At 38.4% G+C, this 15,766-nt stretch carries 15 protein-coding genes; 6 read left to right on the top strand and 9 right to left on the bottom strand.

What is annotated here, in order from left to right:
• Positions 1-99 precede the first annotated feature (99 nt).
• Both lpdA and CLV96_RS13665 read right to left on the bottom strand, forming a co-directional pair.
• The gene (gene lpdA / locus CLV96_RS13670) at positions 100-1,527 is read right to left on the bottom strand and encodes a dihydrolipoyl dehydrogenase (RefSeq protein WP_004785901.1); all 1,428 of its coding nucleotides are present in this window, start codon (positions 1,525-1,527) and stop codon (positions 100-102) included.
• A gap of 43 nt (positions 1,528-1,570) precedes the next feature.
• On the bottom strand, positions 1,571-2,311 hold the full coding sequence (locus CLV96_RS13665) for a class I SAM-dependent DNA methyltransferase (protein WP_004787383.1): 741 nt from the start codon (positions 2,309-2,311) through the stop codon (positions 1,571-1,573).
• A gap of 77 nt (positions 2,312-2,388) precedes the next feature.
• Between CLV96_RS13665 and CLV96_RS13660 the strand changes: the two genes are divergently transcribed.
• The 4 genes from CLV96_RS13660 to CLV96_RS13645 are packed head-to-tail and all read left to right on the top strand — an operon-like array spanning position 2,389 to position 6,608.
• Entirely contained in the window at positions 2,389-3,522 is a 1,134-nt protein-coding gene (locus CLV96_RS13660) for a hypothetical protein (RefSeq protein ID WP_004784058.1), read from the top strand.
• Positions 3,523-4,038: a chemotaxis protein CheX gene (locus tag CLV96_RS13655; RefSeq protein ID WP_004785323.1), complete on the top strand. Its 516-nt coding sequence runs from the start codon at positions 3,523-3,525 to the stop codon at positions 4,036-4,038.
• 6 nt (positions 4,039-4,044) lie between these two features.
• Positions 4,045-5,082 (top strand): alpha/beta hydrolase, encoded by a 1,038-nt coding sequence (locus tag CLV96_RS13650; RefSeq protein ID WP_004786706.1) that lies wholly within the window; start codon positions 4,045-4,047, stop codon positions 5,080-5,082.
• 44 nt (positions 5,083-5,126) lie between these two features.
• Positions 5,127-6,608: a DUF342 domain-containing protein gene (locus tag CLV96_RS13645; protein WP_004787651.1), complete on the top strand. Its 1,482-nt coding sequence runs from the start codon at positions 5,127-5,129 to the stop codon at positions 6,606-6,608.
• 11 nt (positions 6,609-6,619) lie between these two features.
• Here CLV96_RS13645 and msrA read toward each other — a convergent pair whose 3' ends face one another.
• On the bottom strand, positions 6,620-7,129 hold the full coding sequence (gene msrA, locus CLV96_RS13640) for a peptide-methionine (S)-S-oxide reductase MsrA (protein ID WP_004785036.1): 510 nt from the start codon (positions 7,127-7,129) through the stop codon (positions 6,620-6,622).
• Complete coding sequence (gene mtnA / locus CLV96_RS13635; RefSeq protein ID WP_004785448.1) at positions 7,126-8,199, bottom strand: S-methyl-5-thioribose-1-phosphate isomerase; 1,074 nt, start codon at positions 8,197-8,199, stop codon at positions 7,126-7,128. Before mtnA ends, msrA begins: the two co-directional genes overlap by 4 nt.
• A gap of 121 nt (positions 8,200-8,320) precedes the next feature.
• Between mtnA and CLV96_RS13630 the strand changes: the two genes are divergently transcribed.
• Positions 8,321-8,587 carry a sigma-54 down-regulated protein gene (locus CLV96_RS13630; protein ID WP_035983335.1) on the top strand — a complete coding sequence of 89 codons (267 nt, stop codon included), beginning with the start codon at positions 8,321-8,323 and terminating at the stop codon, positions 8,585-8,587.
• Positions 8,588-8,602: 15 nt separating this feature from the next.
• On the opposite strand, the gene CLV96_RS13625 is transcribed toward CLV96_RS13630, so the two are convergent.
• The 4 genes from CLV96_RS13625 to CLV96_RS13610 are packed head-to-tail and all read right to left on the bottom strand — an operon-like array spanning position 8,603 to position 12,825.
• Positions 8,603-9,334 carry a hypothetical protein gene (locus tag CLV96_RS13625; protein ID WP_004785565.1) on the bottom strand — a complete coding sequence of 244 codons (732 nt, stop codon included), beginning with the start codon at positions 9,332-9,334 and terminating at the stop codon, positions 8,603-8,605.
• Positions 9,331-11,148, bottom strand: coding sequence for a CHAT domain-containing protein (locus CLV96_RS13620; RefSeq protein ID WP_004786592.1), 1,818 nt, complete (start codon positions 11,146-11,148; stop codon positions 9,331-9,333). The genes CLV96_RS13625 and CLV96_RS13620 overlap by 4 nt, the downstream gene beginning before the upstream one ends.
• A 12-nt stretch (positions 11,149-11,160) precedes the next feature.
• Positions 11,161-11,871: a hypothetical protein gene (locus tag CLV96_RS13615; RefSeq protein WP_004787572.1), complete on the bottom strand. Its 711-nt coding sequence runs from the start codon at positions 11,869-11,871 to the stop codon at positions 11,161-11,163.
• Between the two features lie 36 nt (positions 11,872-11,907).
• Positions 11,908-12,825: a sigma-70 family RNA polymerase sigma factor gene (locus CLV96_RS13610; protein ID WP_004784990.1), complete on the bottom strand. Its 918-nt coding sequence runs from the start codon at positions 12,823-12,825 to the stop codon at positions 11,908-11,910.
• Between the two features lie 45 nt (positions 12,826-12,870).
• Between CLV96_RS13610 and CLV96_RS13605 the strand changes: the two genes are divergently transcribed.
• Positions 12,871-13,785 (top strand): M23 family metallopeptidase, encoded by a 915-nt coding sequence (locus tag CLV96_RS13605; RefSeq protein WP_004786124.1) that lies wholly within the window; start codon positions 12,871-12,873, stop codon positions 13,783-13,785.
• A gap of 42 nt (positions 13,786-13,827) precedes the next feature.
• On the opposite strand, the gene CLV96_RS13600 is transcribed toward CLV96_RS13605, so the two are convergent.
• Positions 13,828-15,726 carry an AMP-dependent synthetase/ligase gene (locus tag CLV96_RS13600; RefSeq protein ID WP_004787179.1) on the bottom strand — a complete coding sequence of 633 codons (1,899 nt, stop codon included), beginning with the start codon at positions 15,724-15,726 and terminating at the stop codon, positions 13,828-13,830.
• Positions 15,727-15,766 lie beyond the last annotated feature (40 nt).

Genomic DNA, 15,766 nt, shown 5'->3' with positions numbered 1-15,766 from the left:
GAATTTCCAATTTGATAATTCAGAAACTCCTATACAGGATTTATATTGCTTCATCAATCACAGTAACCTTTCCCATAATGAACTATATTTTCTTTCCCTCTATATATTAATCGCCTCTCCTAATACCGCCGCCGCACTTTCCATAATTCCTTCTGACAAAGTAGGATGGGCATGAATGGTGTTTGCAAGCTCCCGAACAGTAATTTCCATATTGGCACCTAGCGTTAATTCTGCGATCATTTCTGTTGCTCCATTCCCAATGATATGCGCACCCAAAATTTCCCCATGTTTTTTATCAGAAACAATTTTAACCATTCCCGTTGTGTCCCCTTGGGCTTGGGCACGACCACTGGCAGTGAACGGAAATTTTCCAACAGTGACTTCATAACCTTGTGCTTTGGCTTTTTCTTCTGTAAGTCCAACACTTGCTACTTCTGGGTGGCAATAGGTACATCCAGGTATGTAGGAATAATTGAGTCTTGAAATTTGTAAATGGTGTGGGTTCCCTAGTCGCACAGAAATATCCTCTGCCGCACGGATTCCTTCGGCACTGGCCACATGGGCAAGAGCTGGTGTAACAATACAATCCCCAATGGCATAGATATGATCCACAGTCGAACGGTAGTTTCCAACAAAATCCACAAATCCATTTTTTAATTTGATTCCAATTTCATCTAAACCAATATTGTTAGTGTTAGGTGTAATTCCCACCCCAACAATCACCTTATCAAAGTTCAATTTTTCTTTTTTTGCCGATTTACGATCTTGTAAGGTAAGTTCTACTCCCGCATCAGTAACGGATGCACTTTCCACACCAAAACTCAAATACTGCTCTATCCCGCGCTTTTTAAAACTTCTTTCCAAAACTCCCGAAATTTCCAAATCTTCATTGGGAAGTAAATGGTCTTGAAATTCAATGATTGTGACCTTAGATCCCATAATTGCATAAAAATCGGCAAACTCCACGCCAATCGCACCAGCCCCAATGATGGCAAGGTTTGTAATGACTTTCGGTTCGATCATTGCATCCCTAGCAGATAACACGCGTTTTCCGTCAAAAGGTAAAAATGGGAGAGCTTTGTTTTTTGCACCCACCGCTAATATAAAAAAATCGGCAGTAAAAGTGGAAGGTTCTCCTGCACTCGGCCTAACCTGGATGGTTTTGGAATTTTGGAAACTTGCCTCACCATTCACCACGGTAATTTTGTTTTTCTTCATGAGAAACTCAACACCTTTGGCCATTTGGTCTGCCACAGAACGAGAACGTTTGATCACAGCATCAAAATCTGCCTTGATATTTTCACAAGACAAACCGAAACTGGCTGCATGTTTTAAATGTTCCAAAACATGAGCACTTTCTAACAAAGCTTTGGTGGGAATACAACCCCAGTTCAAACAAACTCCGCCGAGTTTTTCACGTTCCACAATACAAGTTTGTAATCCTAATTGTGCAGCACGGATGGCAGCGACATAACCGCCGGGCCCTCCTCCAATAACGATGACTTGGAAATGGTTTGGACTAGACATAGGTTCTCCCAATAGATTGGGATACCGTACGAAAAAAGGAAAGTCAAGACCTCTTTTTGGCTACGATGAGCATCCTTGCGCCGGTTTTTATATATTTTTCACCGTCGTAGTTGCTATAAACATGTAGAACATCAAACTTATTATCGTCTAAGAAATTTCGAACTTGCGGAAAATGAAAGACACGCATTGTATGTTTGTCTTTTAAATCCTTCTGATTTAGATTATACACATAATTCACTTCTACAATGGCAACATCATCTGCTCTTGTTAATCGAAAACCTCGATTCCTACGAATGGATGTCGCCCCTTGGCGCACGTTACTCACTGTTGTGATGGGTTTTCTTTTGATCCGATGGATGGGATCGGCATTCCAAATTTCCAAAACCAACAGCCCAGCCTGTTTCAAATTTTTATAACAATTACGTAGGAAATTTTGAACCAAATCATCGTTAATGAGATAATTGAAGGTTCCATACAAACAAATCACTGCATCTACAGGTTGTTTTGCGACATAGGCTTCCATTTTTCCAAGTTCAAATTGGCAATGGGGAAACCGAGCCTTGGCAATCTCCAACATCCTTGGAGAACCGTCCACTCCGAGTGGTTTGAAACCCATTCCTTGGAGTTCCTTGATATGTTCCCCTGTCCCACAACCGATATCCAAAACAGTATGTATTTTATGTCGCTTAAATGTATCTCGTAGGAAAAGGATTTCTTCCGAAAACTTACGGCTAGCTTCTTCAATGGTAAAATAGTATTCGGCCAATTCGGAATAGAGTTTCATTTGCCCCTAGCGGAAAGGGAAAATCAGTACAGCGAATCCCCATTTTACCCGTTATATTGAGTAACGGCTAAGTAACGATGAAACGATATACAATTCCCACAATTTTTTTTATCATTGGTGTCATCCTTCAATATACTTTTTATTTCTCCTGGGTGAGTTTCACCCTGCTCACCGTTTCCTGTTTACTACTCACACTCTTTCTATATAGTTTGGATTTCCAAAAACAGGATTCCTATTCTGATTTATCTCATTCCAATGCAGATGCAAGTGTGCTATTAGAAACAAAAACAAAACCAGATATTGTTTTTGATACCGAATCTGCTTTGCCAATCGAACCCTCTAACGCGGAACCAAAACCAAAAGATATTCTTTGGAAAAAAGATCCTGTTTTACTTGCAAGAGAATCAATTCATTCAGAAACAAGGGCCGTATTTTCGGAAACGGTAAAAGACTTTCCTTTTCCGTTTTTTACGGAGAAACTTACCTCAATCCAATATTTTTATTATGATGAAAAAGAGTTTAAGGAATGTTATTGGCAAAAAACGGGGATGATGGTGGAAACCGATGACAATCCTGTAGAATGGGAAGAATATGAAGAAGGAAGAATCAAAGACTTACTTCCTGCTATTTCTTTCGACAAACGGAAGTTATACATTCCTCTTACAATGAATGCACATTTATTTGGTTTTTTATGTTTTTCTACAAAAGAATCTTGGAACGAATCGGATATACAATCCTTTTGGGAAAAGTCAAACATCATATCTGAAAAGATAATGACCAAAAGAGAATATACAAAAGTAACCAAACATCCTATCACAAAACTATTTAATGTATCTCACTTTTATCAAATGGCAAAGTCAGCATACGAATCTAAAGAAAAGGTAACTTTAATACTTTTTAAATTCATTGATACGAACTTCCAATCAGAAATTGCCATTGGATTGAACATTCTCGGAAAACAGAATGCGGTCCTTGGTTTAGGTTTGTATCAATTGGAAGACCATTTATATGCAAGTATCATTTCCAATGACAAACTCGATGATTTTTCTGAATTTTTTAAACAGTTCATCGAAGAACTTGATATTCTAGGGTATCCATCAGAAGTAGCTCTCGGTTTCTCGAAACAATCCACTCCTGAAATCAAATTTGATACTTGGATCAAGGCTGCTTACAAATCTTTGGAAGAAAGTATCCTCTACCACGCTGCTTAAATGGATCCACTCATAGATGAGAAGTTTATCCTGACTGTTTCGCAAGTATTACCGGAACATTTTCAAAAGTCTCTATTAGTTTATGCAGAAAGAGAAGCATATGGTCCTTCCAAAAATGAAGGCCTTTGTTTTGAAAATTGTACGTTAGTTGAATTTGTAGGTGATATCAATGGAAAAGTATATCTTGCATTAGATGGATATACAAAACTAAAACTCCTCCCAAAAATTGCCAAAGCCTTTCAAATTGATCCTACTTCTCGCTCTCATTCGGCTTCCATTATGATGGAATTTGCAAACCAGATCGCTGGAAAACTAATTACAGAAATGAGACTAGGACGTTACGATATTGATATATTACCACCAGAAAACCTGAACCATAAACTGGTTCCAATTTCTTTAGAACATTTCCGCCAGTATATTCTTATCTTTAATCTCAAAGATAGAAGAGGTGAGGAGTATATGGGTAGGTTATATTTGATTTTATTGTTGGAAAAATTTCCTACTCCAAAAAAGTAAAGTCGAATGAAACCTTATGTTTTGGCAATCCCACTCGTTTTGAGTTATGCTGGATTGAAACAAAAAAAATCTTTAGAACGTAAAGAACTCCGGTTTCCAGACACAGGCAGAAGGGCTTTTCACTTTTATCCAACGGGAAAAAATCCAGAATCTCTACCGGGTGTTTATATCCAACATGGAATGAGTGCCATGGGAATTGACGACCCCAGGATCTTAGAACTTGCAGAAAACATTGCCAGTTCCAATCATAGTGTCATTTTACCTGAACTTCCCGAAGTAAAGGGATTAAAAATCGAAGAAAAGACAATTTCCAATATCCAAAACTTAATGCTGGAAATTTACTCCAACAAACATTTGTTTAATGGAAGCCAGTTAGGATATTTATCCGCCAGTTTTTCCGCCGGGATGGGACTCATTGCTGCTTCCAAATCCAATACAAGAGAAAAAATCAAGTCTTCCATGGCCATCGGTGCCTATTGTGATTTTTTAGATACCGTACCATTTGTATTTTCAAATTACCAAATCGATCCGTACGCTGTGTACGTAATACTTTACAACTTTATTCATCGTTTCGAACCATCACTGGCAGAAGAATTAGAATCTGTGTATTACGAAGCCGCCCTCGACAATGGACTCAAACGAATGGGGAATGAGGCGCTTGCGAAATCTTTGCTTCATCGAACTTCTACCAGAGCCAAAGACTTTTTTTCCCAAGTGGGAAGAGATGGAAATTTCCGCAAGGAGCTGGCCGGACGAGTCCTGGACACTGTTCCTAAAAACCTTCCCGAAAATCTTTCTCCCTTTTACCAATTAGAAACTTTGGCAGGCCCTGTCTCCCTCCTCCATGGAAAAACAGATCCGGTGATTTCACCGGATGAATCGGAAAAACTCACCCTTCTCTTTCAGAAAAAACAGATTCCTTATGTCTACCGCACCTCCACAGCCCTTACTCATGGAGACAGCCTCCCTCTCCATTCCCAAATTTTTGGGGTTCCGGCCCTGCTCCAGACCTTCGGAAGTTTTCTATATTGGCTCGACCGATAGAAATTCTCGTTTCTCCTAAAAAATATGCCGATACTTTTAACAGAATGGAAGTTAAAAATGCACCGGACTTCAATCCGGAACGGGGACTGAAAATCCAAATCTCCGAGGATCGACTTACTGCAACTTTGGTCGCAAAACCAATTTGGTTGTTAGGTGGTTCTATGAGCAATATATTGATTTATGAAGCTCTAGACAATGCATCCATTCACCGGGATCGGATTTTGATGAAAGAGGTAGATAAAGCCGCCATCGAAATCGATAAAATTCTCAAGGATCCCACAAAAGTAAAAGAAGATTTCAATTTTATCGTGGCCCAAGGAAACCCCGCCAAACAAGGAGAAAGTGGCTGGATTAAGTTTTATTTTCCAAGAGCCCAACGTGTTGTTCTAAAAGACGATGGATCAGCTGATTTTAGAAATATAAATAAATATGTTCACGTAAAAGAAGGCGAAAGACTTGCAACACTGTTTGAAGGAATTGCCGGCGAACAAGGGATTGATGTTTTAGGAAATCCAATTTATCCAAATCCTATTGATAGACCAAGACTCACCTTAGGGAAAAATGTCCTCCCTAAAACAATAGAAGATCCGGAAAAACCCGGAAGACAACTCAAAGAATATTTTGCATCCCTTAGTGGAGTTGTTTTTTCCACAGACACTTCTCTCACTGTTTCTCCTGAATTAAACATTGAAAGTAATATTGGATTAGGGACTGGAAACATCAACTTCGAAGGAACCATTCGAGTGAAAGGAACCATTGAAGAAGGTGCTATCGTCAATTGCCAAGGTTCTTTGTATTTAGATGGAAACGTAGAATCTTCCGATGTTGTAGTCGGTGAAGACCTAGAAGTCAAAGGTGGAGTGAAAGCCAAAGGGAAAGGTGTCATTCGCATCAAAGGTGACTTACGTACAAAGTTTATTGAAAATGGAAATCTTGAAATTGATGGCGATTGTATCGTTGAAAATTTTATTTTAGGAAGTAAAATCCTTTGTTTAGGAAACGTAATCCTTACGGGAGAATCCTCATCAATCATTGGATCTGATATTACTTCTTACCAAGGAATCACTGTTTCTTCATTGGGGTCTACTGCACAAATGGATACAGTCGTCGAAGTTGGATTTCATTATAGAAATGATAGACTCTTTATAGAAGGTAGTTCAAGACTCGCAGAGTTCGAAAGAGAATTAGAGGCATTGGTGCCTGAAATTCAAAAAATCAAAGAAGTAGTACAAAGATCTCGTGGTAAACTTGATGATGCACGAAAAGAAAAATTCAAAGAAATCTTTGATGCTTACCAGAAAAAAAGCAAAACCGTTGAATTATTAAAATCTAAAATTGAAGAGCTTAAAGGTGCACGTTATAACCAAGACAATGTGAAAGTTGTTGTTCGGAATACGGCTCACCCAGGCGCGGTAATCAAATACAGAAGACAGGTAGAAAAAATTACCAAAGCACAAACAGCTTTTGTAATGAATTTTTTCCCAAACCAAGAAAAAGCTTTGTTAACAGCTTTCAAAGGGAAATAGCCTTACAACGATTATAGTTTTAAACCCAATTTTTTTAACTTGGGAAATATTACATAATGGCAGTATGGGTTCTGGGGATTCAGTGTAAAATAGTTTTGGTGATAATCCTCTGCAGGATAAAACTCAGGCGCCGGTGCAATTTCCGTTACGATTGGATCAGGAAAAAGAAATGCATGTTTTCGTTTGGACTCAACTGCTAATTCTTTTTGATTTTCATTCAAATAAAATATAACTGAACGATATTGTGTACCAACATCATTTCCTTGTCGGTTAAGTGTTGTGGGATCATGTGAAGCCCAAAAAACTTCTAAAATTTTTGAATAAGAAATAATCTCAGGATCAAATTCGATTTCGATGACTTCTGCGTGACCCGTTGTGCCAGTACAGATTTCTTTATAAGTTGGATTAGGAGTAGCTCCCCCTGCATATCCAGATCTTACAGAAAGTATTCCGGGAATCCTTAGGTATACAGCTTCTGTACACCAAAAACACCCACCACCTAAAATTACTTTTTCCGTCATACGTTCTTTAGACGAACCGAAATCTCCTCTGGTACAAAACAACCAAATTCTGTAATGAAGTTTTTAATTAAGTGAGCTTTGGTTACATCAAAAGAAGGATTGAGGGCCCTTGCACCAATCGGCGAGGTTTTTCCTTCAGGAAATAAAAACTTTCCATCTTCAGTTTTTAAAAAATCAAATTGTGTCACCTCTGATTCTTTTCGCATCTCGATAGGAATTTCATCCCCGGTTTTCAAATTCAAATCAAAACTGTCTTTTGTGGCACAGACATAAAATGGAACTCCATGTTCTTTTGCGACTATCCCTAAATTGTAAGTTCCAATTTTATTTGCAGTGTCTCCATTGGCAGCCACACGGTCACATCCAACTAACACAGCATCAATCTTACGATGGTTCATAAGCCATCCACTCATCCCGTCGGTGATAATATAACATTCGATTCCCTCTTCCATCATTTCAAATGCAGTGAGCCTAGATCCTTGTAAAAAAGGTCTAGTCTCGTCAGCGTACACTATGACTTTTTTACCTGCGTCCCGTAAACTTCTGATGACCCCGAGAGCTGTTCCATGTCCGGCCGTAGCCAAAGCACCCGTATTACAATGCGTAATGATATGATATTCCGATTGGTCTTTTGGGAATAAGGAAAGACCATTTTCACCTAACGCTCTATTGGCGGACAAGTCCAACTTTACCATCTCTTTACCATAAGATTCCCAAACTTCTGTGATCAAACTCCAATCGGTAATACCTTGGATACGGTTTTTAGCTTCGCGTATAGCGTAACTCAAATTAACGGCAGTAGGTCGAGATTCCAAAACGGAAGTAAGTAGAGAGTCAATATCCTTTGAAGATGCAACCCCAACCCTTGATTTTGCACCCAACGTAAGACCGAAAACTCCAGTGATTGCAATGGCAGGAGCTCCCCTAACAGCCATTTCTCGGATTGCTAAAATAGTTTCTTCAACAGACACAATTTTTAAAAATTCTTTTTTTCCAGGCAAAATTCGTTGGTCGAGAAGTTCCAAATGTGTGGATTTCCATTGGATGGGTAAAAATTCCGGGTGGGTCATCGATCCACTTTTTTGGTGCGATGCAGAAAAAAAATACAAAAACGGGTTGACAAATCCCTGTGCGGCGCACAAAAAGGAGTGGTGCAATGCACAAAACAATATCGAAAAAAGGAAAATGAAAATGGAACAACAAGTAAAAGACGGATTAAACTTCATTCTAGGTGCAGTGAACACAGCAAAAGTTGAAGCTGAAAAAGCTTTCTCTAACATCAACACTGGATTTCAGTCTTTAGCTGCAAAAGGTGCGCAAGACCAAAGTGAAGTTTCTGTAAACCTTAGAAAATACCTTCAAGAAGGAATTTCTCAAGTTGAAACAATCATCGGAAAAGCAAACACTGTGGTTGCTGAAACAAAAGCGAAAGTAGCAACTGTTACTTCTAAAGCTTAATTAAATTTATTTTAATCAAAGCCCGGATACCTTACCTCTATCCGGGATTTTTTTATAAAGTTCTTCTCTCCAATCTTTCCAGTAAGCACCCACTTCTGTCGTAAAATAAACTTCCAAAGCACTCAAATCAGAAAAACTTTCATAATTGATTTCAAACGAAGTGAAATTTTTTTCCGCTGAAGTCAAAAGCCTCGCTCGGTATAAATCCATAAGTTCCAGTCTGAATTCTTGAAACATTCGATCCATACTGATCCCAAAAAAGGAAAAAAGTTTTTCTATAGCATTTGCAAAGATATGATCTGCAGCTAAAAATGAGAACTCCACGGAATCTTTTGCGATCTCCACAAAGAGAGACTCCCAAAAATCAGCTAACATACTTTCTTTATTTTTACAATCATAAGCCTGACAAATGGAGGCTCCATAGAACGAAAAGTTTTGGCTTTTCGGATCCCCAGTGAAAATTGGGTGGATCATACAACCAATACGATTTTTGGATTGATCCACATATCCCAAAAATGGACAATTATAAGTCATCTCATCTTTTTTGGGAATCCCGGCCTCCTTTGTTTCTCTATCTTTACGAAAGATAGGAAAACTATGCCTAACCTCAAAATTGACAGTCGATTGAAACTCAGAAGTTCGCTCAGATAATAATGTTTTAAATTCTTTTGGAGATAATTTTAAATTAAATAATCCGCAGCAGGCACCGCATGATACGTTACCAACATCCGGATGGCATAAACTCAACTCTGTTTAGCTCCTGGAGCAAAAGGAGTAAGACCATTAAACACAAGTTCTAAATCTCCCGTTTCTTTGCGTTCCTTAAAATAAGTTGGGAATGGAATCACAATCTTTCGATTTTCATGAACCAATACAAGATTTCCTTTGTGTTTTGATAGTTGTTCTTGTAATTTATCTTTTGTGCCAGGAGAGGATGGATATAAATAAGCAGGTTTGATCCCTTTAAAATAAAAATGTGGATTATGATTTTCTGATACTAGAAGAACACTGACTTTCTCCAATTCCGAAAACTCAAGTAACATGTTCTCCAAAAAGAACTGCATAATGATTTGATAGGATTCTATTTCTTCTTCTTTGATCTCATCTTGTTCCCAAGACTCCATCCATCCAACGATTTTAAAAATAGTCTCTTTCTGTTCGTGTAAAACAGGTAAGGCCGCTTCTAAAATACTAGAAATCTTTAGTTTTTGGAAATCCCAAACACAACCATACACAAGTTCCCACCACTTTCGAAGCGATACCGCATCATCAGGGTTATTCGGGATTGATTTGTTCATTGCATGAGCAGCGTGGTCACTAAAAACCATCATTCCAACAACTTGGCTGATTGCTTCAAACAACTTAACCAAATTGGCTAGATTACTTTTATCGATGGATTTTGCTTTATTGGAGTTGATTAACTTTGAGTAGGCAACGGCAATTGGAGTCGGATAAAATTCGATTACAGATGTTGGATTTAAGATTTTTGCCGAGTGAAAGTTCCTTCTATCTTTTACGAATAAAGAAAAATCAGGATTCCCATACAAAGCATAATTTGCCCAAGTTAAGTCGTTTGCGTGATAATTTCGTCTTGCATACTCTTTGGATAAATACAAGGACTCACCCACAGATTTATCAGAAAACAAAAAAGTATAAAACCTGACGGTAAAATCAATGGTTCGTTCGTTATCTAAAATTTCCCAATTGGTTCCAACAAAGGTTTTGATTCCTGCCGTTAAAAAAGCACCTGCATACTGATTTAAAATATTTGGATTTAACTTTTTGCTAGCCGACTTTGCTGACATACAAGAGTTAGAAAATACTAAATCAGTATCAATTCCTGTTGATTTGATTTCACGAGCTTTTAAAACTTTTCCGTCTGACAACAACCAACCATTTTCTAATGAATCATCAGAAAAATGAAGGTGTCCCGAATAATGAATGATATGTTTGTCTTTAATAAGAGAGAGTAACTTTAATTTGGTGACTTGTTTTCCACCTATGAACTCAAGCTCCAACAAATGAGTAGGAACCTTTTGGCTAAGAACAGAAAACAATACCTCGCCTTCTTTTTGTGCATGGGGAAGATCCTCTGTTGGATCTGCAATGATGAGCATCTTAATCTTTCGATTTTCATGGTGGGTCGGGCGATGCAATCCACCGCGAATTGTTTTTCCAATTCTAAATTTGTCAGAAAGAAAACTGGCACCGTCATGCAAAAGTTCCCATGGAATGAGAGCAAGGGCGGGATCTATATTAAAATGAATGCTGTGTTTGGTTGTGTTTTTTAATTTTTCAATGATAGATGCAGGAAAAAACTGTTGGTAAAAAGTTTCGCCAAGTACTTTTAAATCTTGAAGGATATCAGCATTAAGGATTTGGTTTGGATTGGAAAGTACCGATTGAGAAACATGAACCAGTCTCTCTACTTCCCCCAAGTATTCAAAGATTAGATCATCATCTAACGTGGATTGGATATGCGATTCTTCTACTGGAAGATTATCTTCTAAAACATTGAAGATATTAACGTTACCAACTCTGTCGATGATTAAGGAGAGCATGCTCCCATGAAGTTATCCAACGAGGATAGACAAGTCAAACGATTTTGATTGGCCTGGACCTACAAACTCTATGGTGTAACCACCTGGGACTAACCCGGAAAAGCTGGCACTGCCTTCTAAATTAATTTTGCTAGAAAGTATGAACCGCCCTTCTCGACGTAAGTTGACTTGTTGGAAAGCCGGAGTTCCCTCTGCTTTGACAGAAAGATACACCTCGCCTTGGTTTTCTTTTACAATTTGATAATAGAACTTCTGATTTTGGCTAGTGGTTTCCTCAAAGATCACAGAGTTTGCTTCTCCGGACCGAACCTCTGCCGAAGCAGAACGCATCGAAGGGGCAAACTCAAAACTCTCTTTGATCTGCAAACTTTCCACAAGACTATCAATCACACGAACTCCTGTTTGTGTGAGTCTTACAATGAGGCTGTCTTTTTTTTCTGGAAGGGCTAAATTCTTTCGGGTGTATTCTTTTAAAAATTCAGGGAGAGGGTGAGGAGATTTTCCCATTGTCAGTTCCGCTTTGGCAAGGTCCCAAGACTCAGCAAAAGGATGATTTTCCACTAGTTCTTGGCGCATACTGGCAAAGAAAGCTTCTTCACAGAACCAGAATGCCTCCAGTAAGTCAGGATGATTTTGCAACTCACCCTCACTCGGAAACTCACCTCGGGCAAACAACCCCCTAGCTAGTTCCAATACTTCTGCGTTAAAACCCTGATCTTCCATGTCAAACTCCACTCTCTTAAAGTATGACGAAGGAAATTAGCCCTCTCCAGCCATCGAATGCATTTTTTTTTGCATTTTTTCGAGAACTCTTAGCAAGGTCACACTGACTCCACCTTCGGAAATCCCTAAGATTCTGGCAATCTCTCTGTACGGGGTCCGGACGAGAAAATGGCCTTTTTGCTTTTTCTCGATTAACTTCTTCCTCTGTTCGTACTTCTTCGAAAGCGCGTGGTCCAAACGTTCTTTATAATATTGTGCTTCGACAGAATCCCCTTGTGCCTTGGATTTTTTCTGTTCCTTCAAATCCAGAATATTCAAATACAGGGATGTAATTTTATCTTCCATTTTTAAGTTTTCTTCTTCGCGGCCTGAAAGTTCTTCACGAAGACGTAAAACCTCAACTCTGATTTCTTCTTCGGAACGATTTGTTTTTTCAGCAATGAAGCGAACTTCTTCTGGATCCAGATGGAGGTAATAAACAAAAGACAATTTGAAGACCACTCGGTTTTCAATTTTGATTGTGGATAGTACGGAATGAAATTGATCCGATACATCGATTGCCAGGGCCAAAGCTTCTGATCTTTTGTCAGGCTCATCTTCGATGGTACTATATTCCTTTCCTTCCTTATTGACTTTGGAAATCGTTTGGGTTTTGACTTCTCGTTTGGTGCGCTGCCAATCAATGAGTAAATTTCGAAGGACTGAGAAAAACCAGGTTTTAAAGCTGGATTTTCCCACAAAACTTTTGAAACGTTTCCCGGTTTTTAACCTTTCAAATGCATAGATATAGTAATCGGAAGCATCGTCTTCACTTAGGTGGAAAACACGAATGGGAAAATTGTAAATATCTTGCGAATAAATGTCAAAAAAAGTTTGGAGAGATTTTTCGTCTCCACCGCCACAAGCTTTGACAATCTCTAAAATTTCTTCGTTGGTATAAGAAGTCTGTTTCATTATCTACTTTCCTAAAAAGGAACCTGCCAGGAGACTTCTCTAAACATGAGAAGTATTGTTGTAGTATTGAGTCTCTTGGCAAGTTTTATTTTCGCAGAGGAACCCATCTCGGATATAAAACCCGAGTTTGTCTGGCCCATCCAGGGTTTGGAATTACCTGCTCTCATTACGAGCACCTTTGGTGAATCCAGAAAAGACCATTTTCACAATGGATTAGACATTTCGTCAGTTTTACAACCAGTCAAAAGCATGAGCCAGGGATTCATCCTATACTCCCGTTATGCGGAGGATGACCCATTTGAGGACGAACGTGGGTCTGGAAATATTGTCTGGATTGCACATAAAAACGGTTATGTGAGTGGATACTACCATCTAGGTGGGACAAGAAATGAAACGGTTCGAACGGGAAAACAGGTTTCTGCCGGTGATACCATTGGAATCTCAGGAAACACCGGACATTCTACCGGAGGCCACCTACACTTTGTTTTGGGAAAGGACTATGGAAAAACTCTGCTCGATCCGCTAGCCTACCTACCGCCTGTAGAAGACACAATGCCACCACAGATTGCCAATCTCTTCATCCATGTAGGGGAAAACTACACCAATCTCAATGATGGTGACAATATTAATGTGTCTAAAGCTTTTCCGCTTACCGTCAGTATACTAGATGGGGGAATCAAAAATAGCCAGAGAAGAGGAATCAAAGAAGTAAAATTTCTTTTTAATGGCGAGGCTTATAAACAAGCCAACTTCGAATCCTTACGATTTGAAGAAGGAAAGTGGAAAACCAAAGAGGGACATAATTTTGATGATTTATTTTTTAAAGATCGTTATTTGATAGGTGTTCTCAATCTAAAAGCAGGAGAAAATACCATCAAAGTCCAAACGAAAGATTTTAGCGGACAAAACTCTGAACGAAGTTTCAGCATTAACATAACGAGGATTAGTGGAGGAAATTAAACCCTCCACTAAAAATTATCGAACAACTAAATTTTCTTTATTTTAATTATTCGAATACAAAGTTGAAATCTCTGCTTTGTATTTATCCGTGATCACATGTCTTTTTAAAGAAAGTTTGGCAGTAAGTTCGTCGCCGACTTCAAAAGGTTTTGGTAAAACAACAAGCCCCACAACTCTTTCGAAAGATTTGAATCCAGTTTGTGCATTTACTTTTGCTTTGATTTCTGTTTCTATTTTCTGAATGACTTCTTTTTGTTTCCAAAATTCCCCCTCAATTGGCTCTTCAAATCGCGAAAGATTTGGGTATACAAGAACACTCAAATACTTTTGGTCTTGTCCTACAACCATACACTGATCAATCCATTCCGATTCTAAAATTTTTGACTCAATAGGGACAGGCTCCACATTCTCACCACCTAACAAAACTATGGTTTCCTTAGAACGTCCGACAATTCTTAAGTTATGATTTGCTGTAAAAATTCCCAAGTCACCTGTATTCAACCATCCATCAACCAAAACCCTATTTGTAGCATCAGGATTTTTATAATAACCTGCCATCACTTGTTTGCCCTTTACATGGATTTCACCTTTTCTTCCAAATACAAATTTTCCAACTTCAGTATCTAAAAAAACTTCACCCGTATGAAGATCCACAAGCCTTAATTTAGTTTTAGGAAAGATCTTTCCAACTGAACCTGGAATGATTTCTTCAAACGTTCGCATTGCAAGAACAGGTGCCGTTTCTGTCATTCCATATCCTTCTAAAACAGGGATTCCAATTGTATTAAAAAATTCATCCACATGATATGGCAACGCACCCCCACCAGAACAAGACCCACGAAGTTCCCCACCCGTTGCTTTTCTAATTTTTGATAAAACTAAAAAATCAAAAACGAGATGAGGTATACTCACTAAAAAAAATCGATACAAGTGATAAACAAAACGAATGGATTGTTTCCAAAACACAACAGGATGAATGTCTAAAACATTGCCTGTGATGACTTGCCTTGAAATAAAAAACCTTTTGGCAAAAAACATTGCGAGTTGGAACATCTTTTGTTTTACCGGTGAAGATTTGGCAAGTGTCCCGAGGATTCCTGAATAAATACTTTCCCAAAGCCTTGGAGCCGAAGCCATAAAATGAGGTTTTACAAATCGTAAGTCTTCCTTTAATGTACGAACGCTACTATAATAAGTACAAGCTCCGTAATACAAACTAAAGATTTCAAAAATTCTTTCGAAGATATGCCAGATTGGTAAAATCGATAGAGTGCGATCCCCTTTTTGCAAACGAATCGGAAGATTCTGTAATTGGAAGAGAATATTTCCTTGGGTCAACATGACTCCTTTGGGAGTACCAGTTGTTCCCGAAGTATAAATCATTGTAAACAGATCGGATTCTTTTATGGTGTTGTTTAAAAAAACTGTGTCCGTTGAATCAACTTTACGAAGTTCTTTTCCTTTGGCAACTAGCTCCTGCAAGGTGGATATTCTGATTTTCCTCGAACTGATTTCTTTATTCCCATCTTTAGGAGGATAAATGATTACAATTTCCTTTAAAAATTCCAATTCAGATTCTAGGCGAATTACTTTTTTAAATAGGACTTCATTTTCCACAAAAAGTATCTTGGACTCTGAATGATTTAGAATGTACAATATATCATGTTCAGTAACATCAGATGCCCTGGGAACATCTACAGCTCCGAGTAGTGTAACTGCAATGCTTGTTTGTATCCACTCATACGCATTGTCCGCAAATATAGCCACTTTTTCTCTTTCGGACAAACTACCTTTTAGCCCAAATGCCAAATCCTTTGCATCGGAAAGTAAGTTATCATAAGTTTTAAACTGATAAACACCGGCTCCCATCCGAGTCGCAAAGGCATTTTTGTTACCGAATTTTGCCGGAAGGTTTAAATAAAAATCAATCATGGTTCGCATTGAATTTCCTCTTTACGGAACCATTCTAATTTAGATTTTT

The sequence above is a fragment of the Leptospira meyeri genome, assembly GCF_004368965.1.
Taxonomy (GTDB): Bacteria; Spirochaetota; Leptospiria; order Leptospirales; family Leptospiraceae; genus Leptospira_A; species Leptospira_A meyeri.
The sequence above is the reverse complement of the archived record's forward strand: the minus strand, read 5'-3'. Positions and strand labels throughout refer to the sequence as shown.

Bases quoted from the DNA above. Each gene is read 5' to 3' on its own strand.
- CLV96_RS13650 (WP_004786706.1), top strand. From the start codon at position 4,045: ATGAAACCTTATGTTTTGGCAATCCCACTCGTTTTGAGTTATGCTGGA.
- CLV96_RS13655 (WP_004785323.1), top strand. From the start codon at position 3,523: ATGGATCCACTCATAGATGAGAAGTTTATCCTGACTGTTTCGCAAGTA.
- mtnA (WP_004785448.1), bottom strand. From the start codon at position 8,199: ATGACCCACCCGGAATTTTTACCCATCCAATGGAAATCCACACATTTG.
- msrA (WP_004785036.1), bottom strand. From the start codon at position 7,129: ATGACGGAAAAAGTAATTTTAGGTGGTGGGTGTTTTTGGTGTACAGAA.
- lpdA (WP_004785901.1), bottom strand. From the start codon at position 1,527: ATGTCTAGTCCAAACCATTTCCAAGTCATCGTTATTGGAGGAGGGCCC.
- CLV96_RS13620 (WP_004786592.1), bottom strand. From the start codon at position 11,148: ATGCTCTCCTTAATCATCGACAGAGTTGGTAACGTTAATATCTTCAAT.
- CLV96_RS13605 (WP_004786124.1), top strand. From the start codon at position 12,871: ATGAGAAGTATTGTTGTAGTATTGAGTCTCTTGGCAAGTTTTATTTTC.
- CLV96_RS13600 (WP_004787179.1), bottom strand. From the start codon at position 15,726: ATGCGAACCATGATTGATTTTTATTTAAACCTTCCGGCAAAATTCGGT.
- CLV96_RS13630 (WP_035983335.1), top strand. From the start codon at position 8,321: ATGGAACAACAAGTAAAAGACGGATTAAACTTCATTCTAGGTGCAGTG.
- CLV96_RS13665 (WP_004787383.1), bottom strand. From the start codon at position 2,311: ATGAAACTCTATTCCGAATTGGCCGAATACTATTTTACCATTGAAGAA.
- CLV96_RS13610 (WP_004784990.1), bottom strand. From the start codon at position 12,825: ATGAAACAGACTTCTTATACCAACGAAGAAATTTTAGAGATTGTCAAA.
- CLV96_RS13615 (WP_004787572.1), bottom strand. From the start codon at position 11,871: ATGGAAGATCAGGGTTTTAACGCAGAAGTATTGGAACTAGCTAGGGGG.
- CLV96_RS13660 (WP_004784058.1), top strand. From the start codon at position 2,389: ATGAAACGATATACAATTCCCACAATTTTTTTTATCATTGGTGTCATC.
- CLV96_RS13645 (WP_004787651.1), top strand. From the start codon at position 5,127: ATGGAAGTTAAAAATGCACCGGACTTCAATCCGGAACGGGGACTGAAA.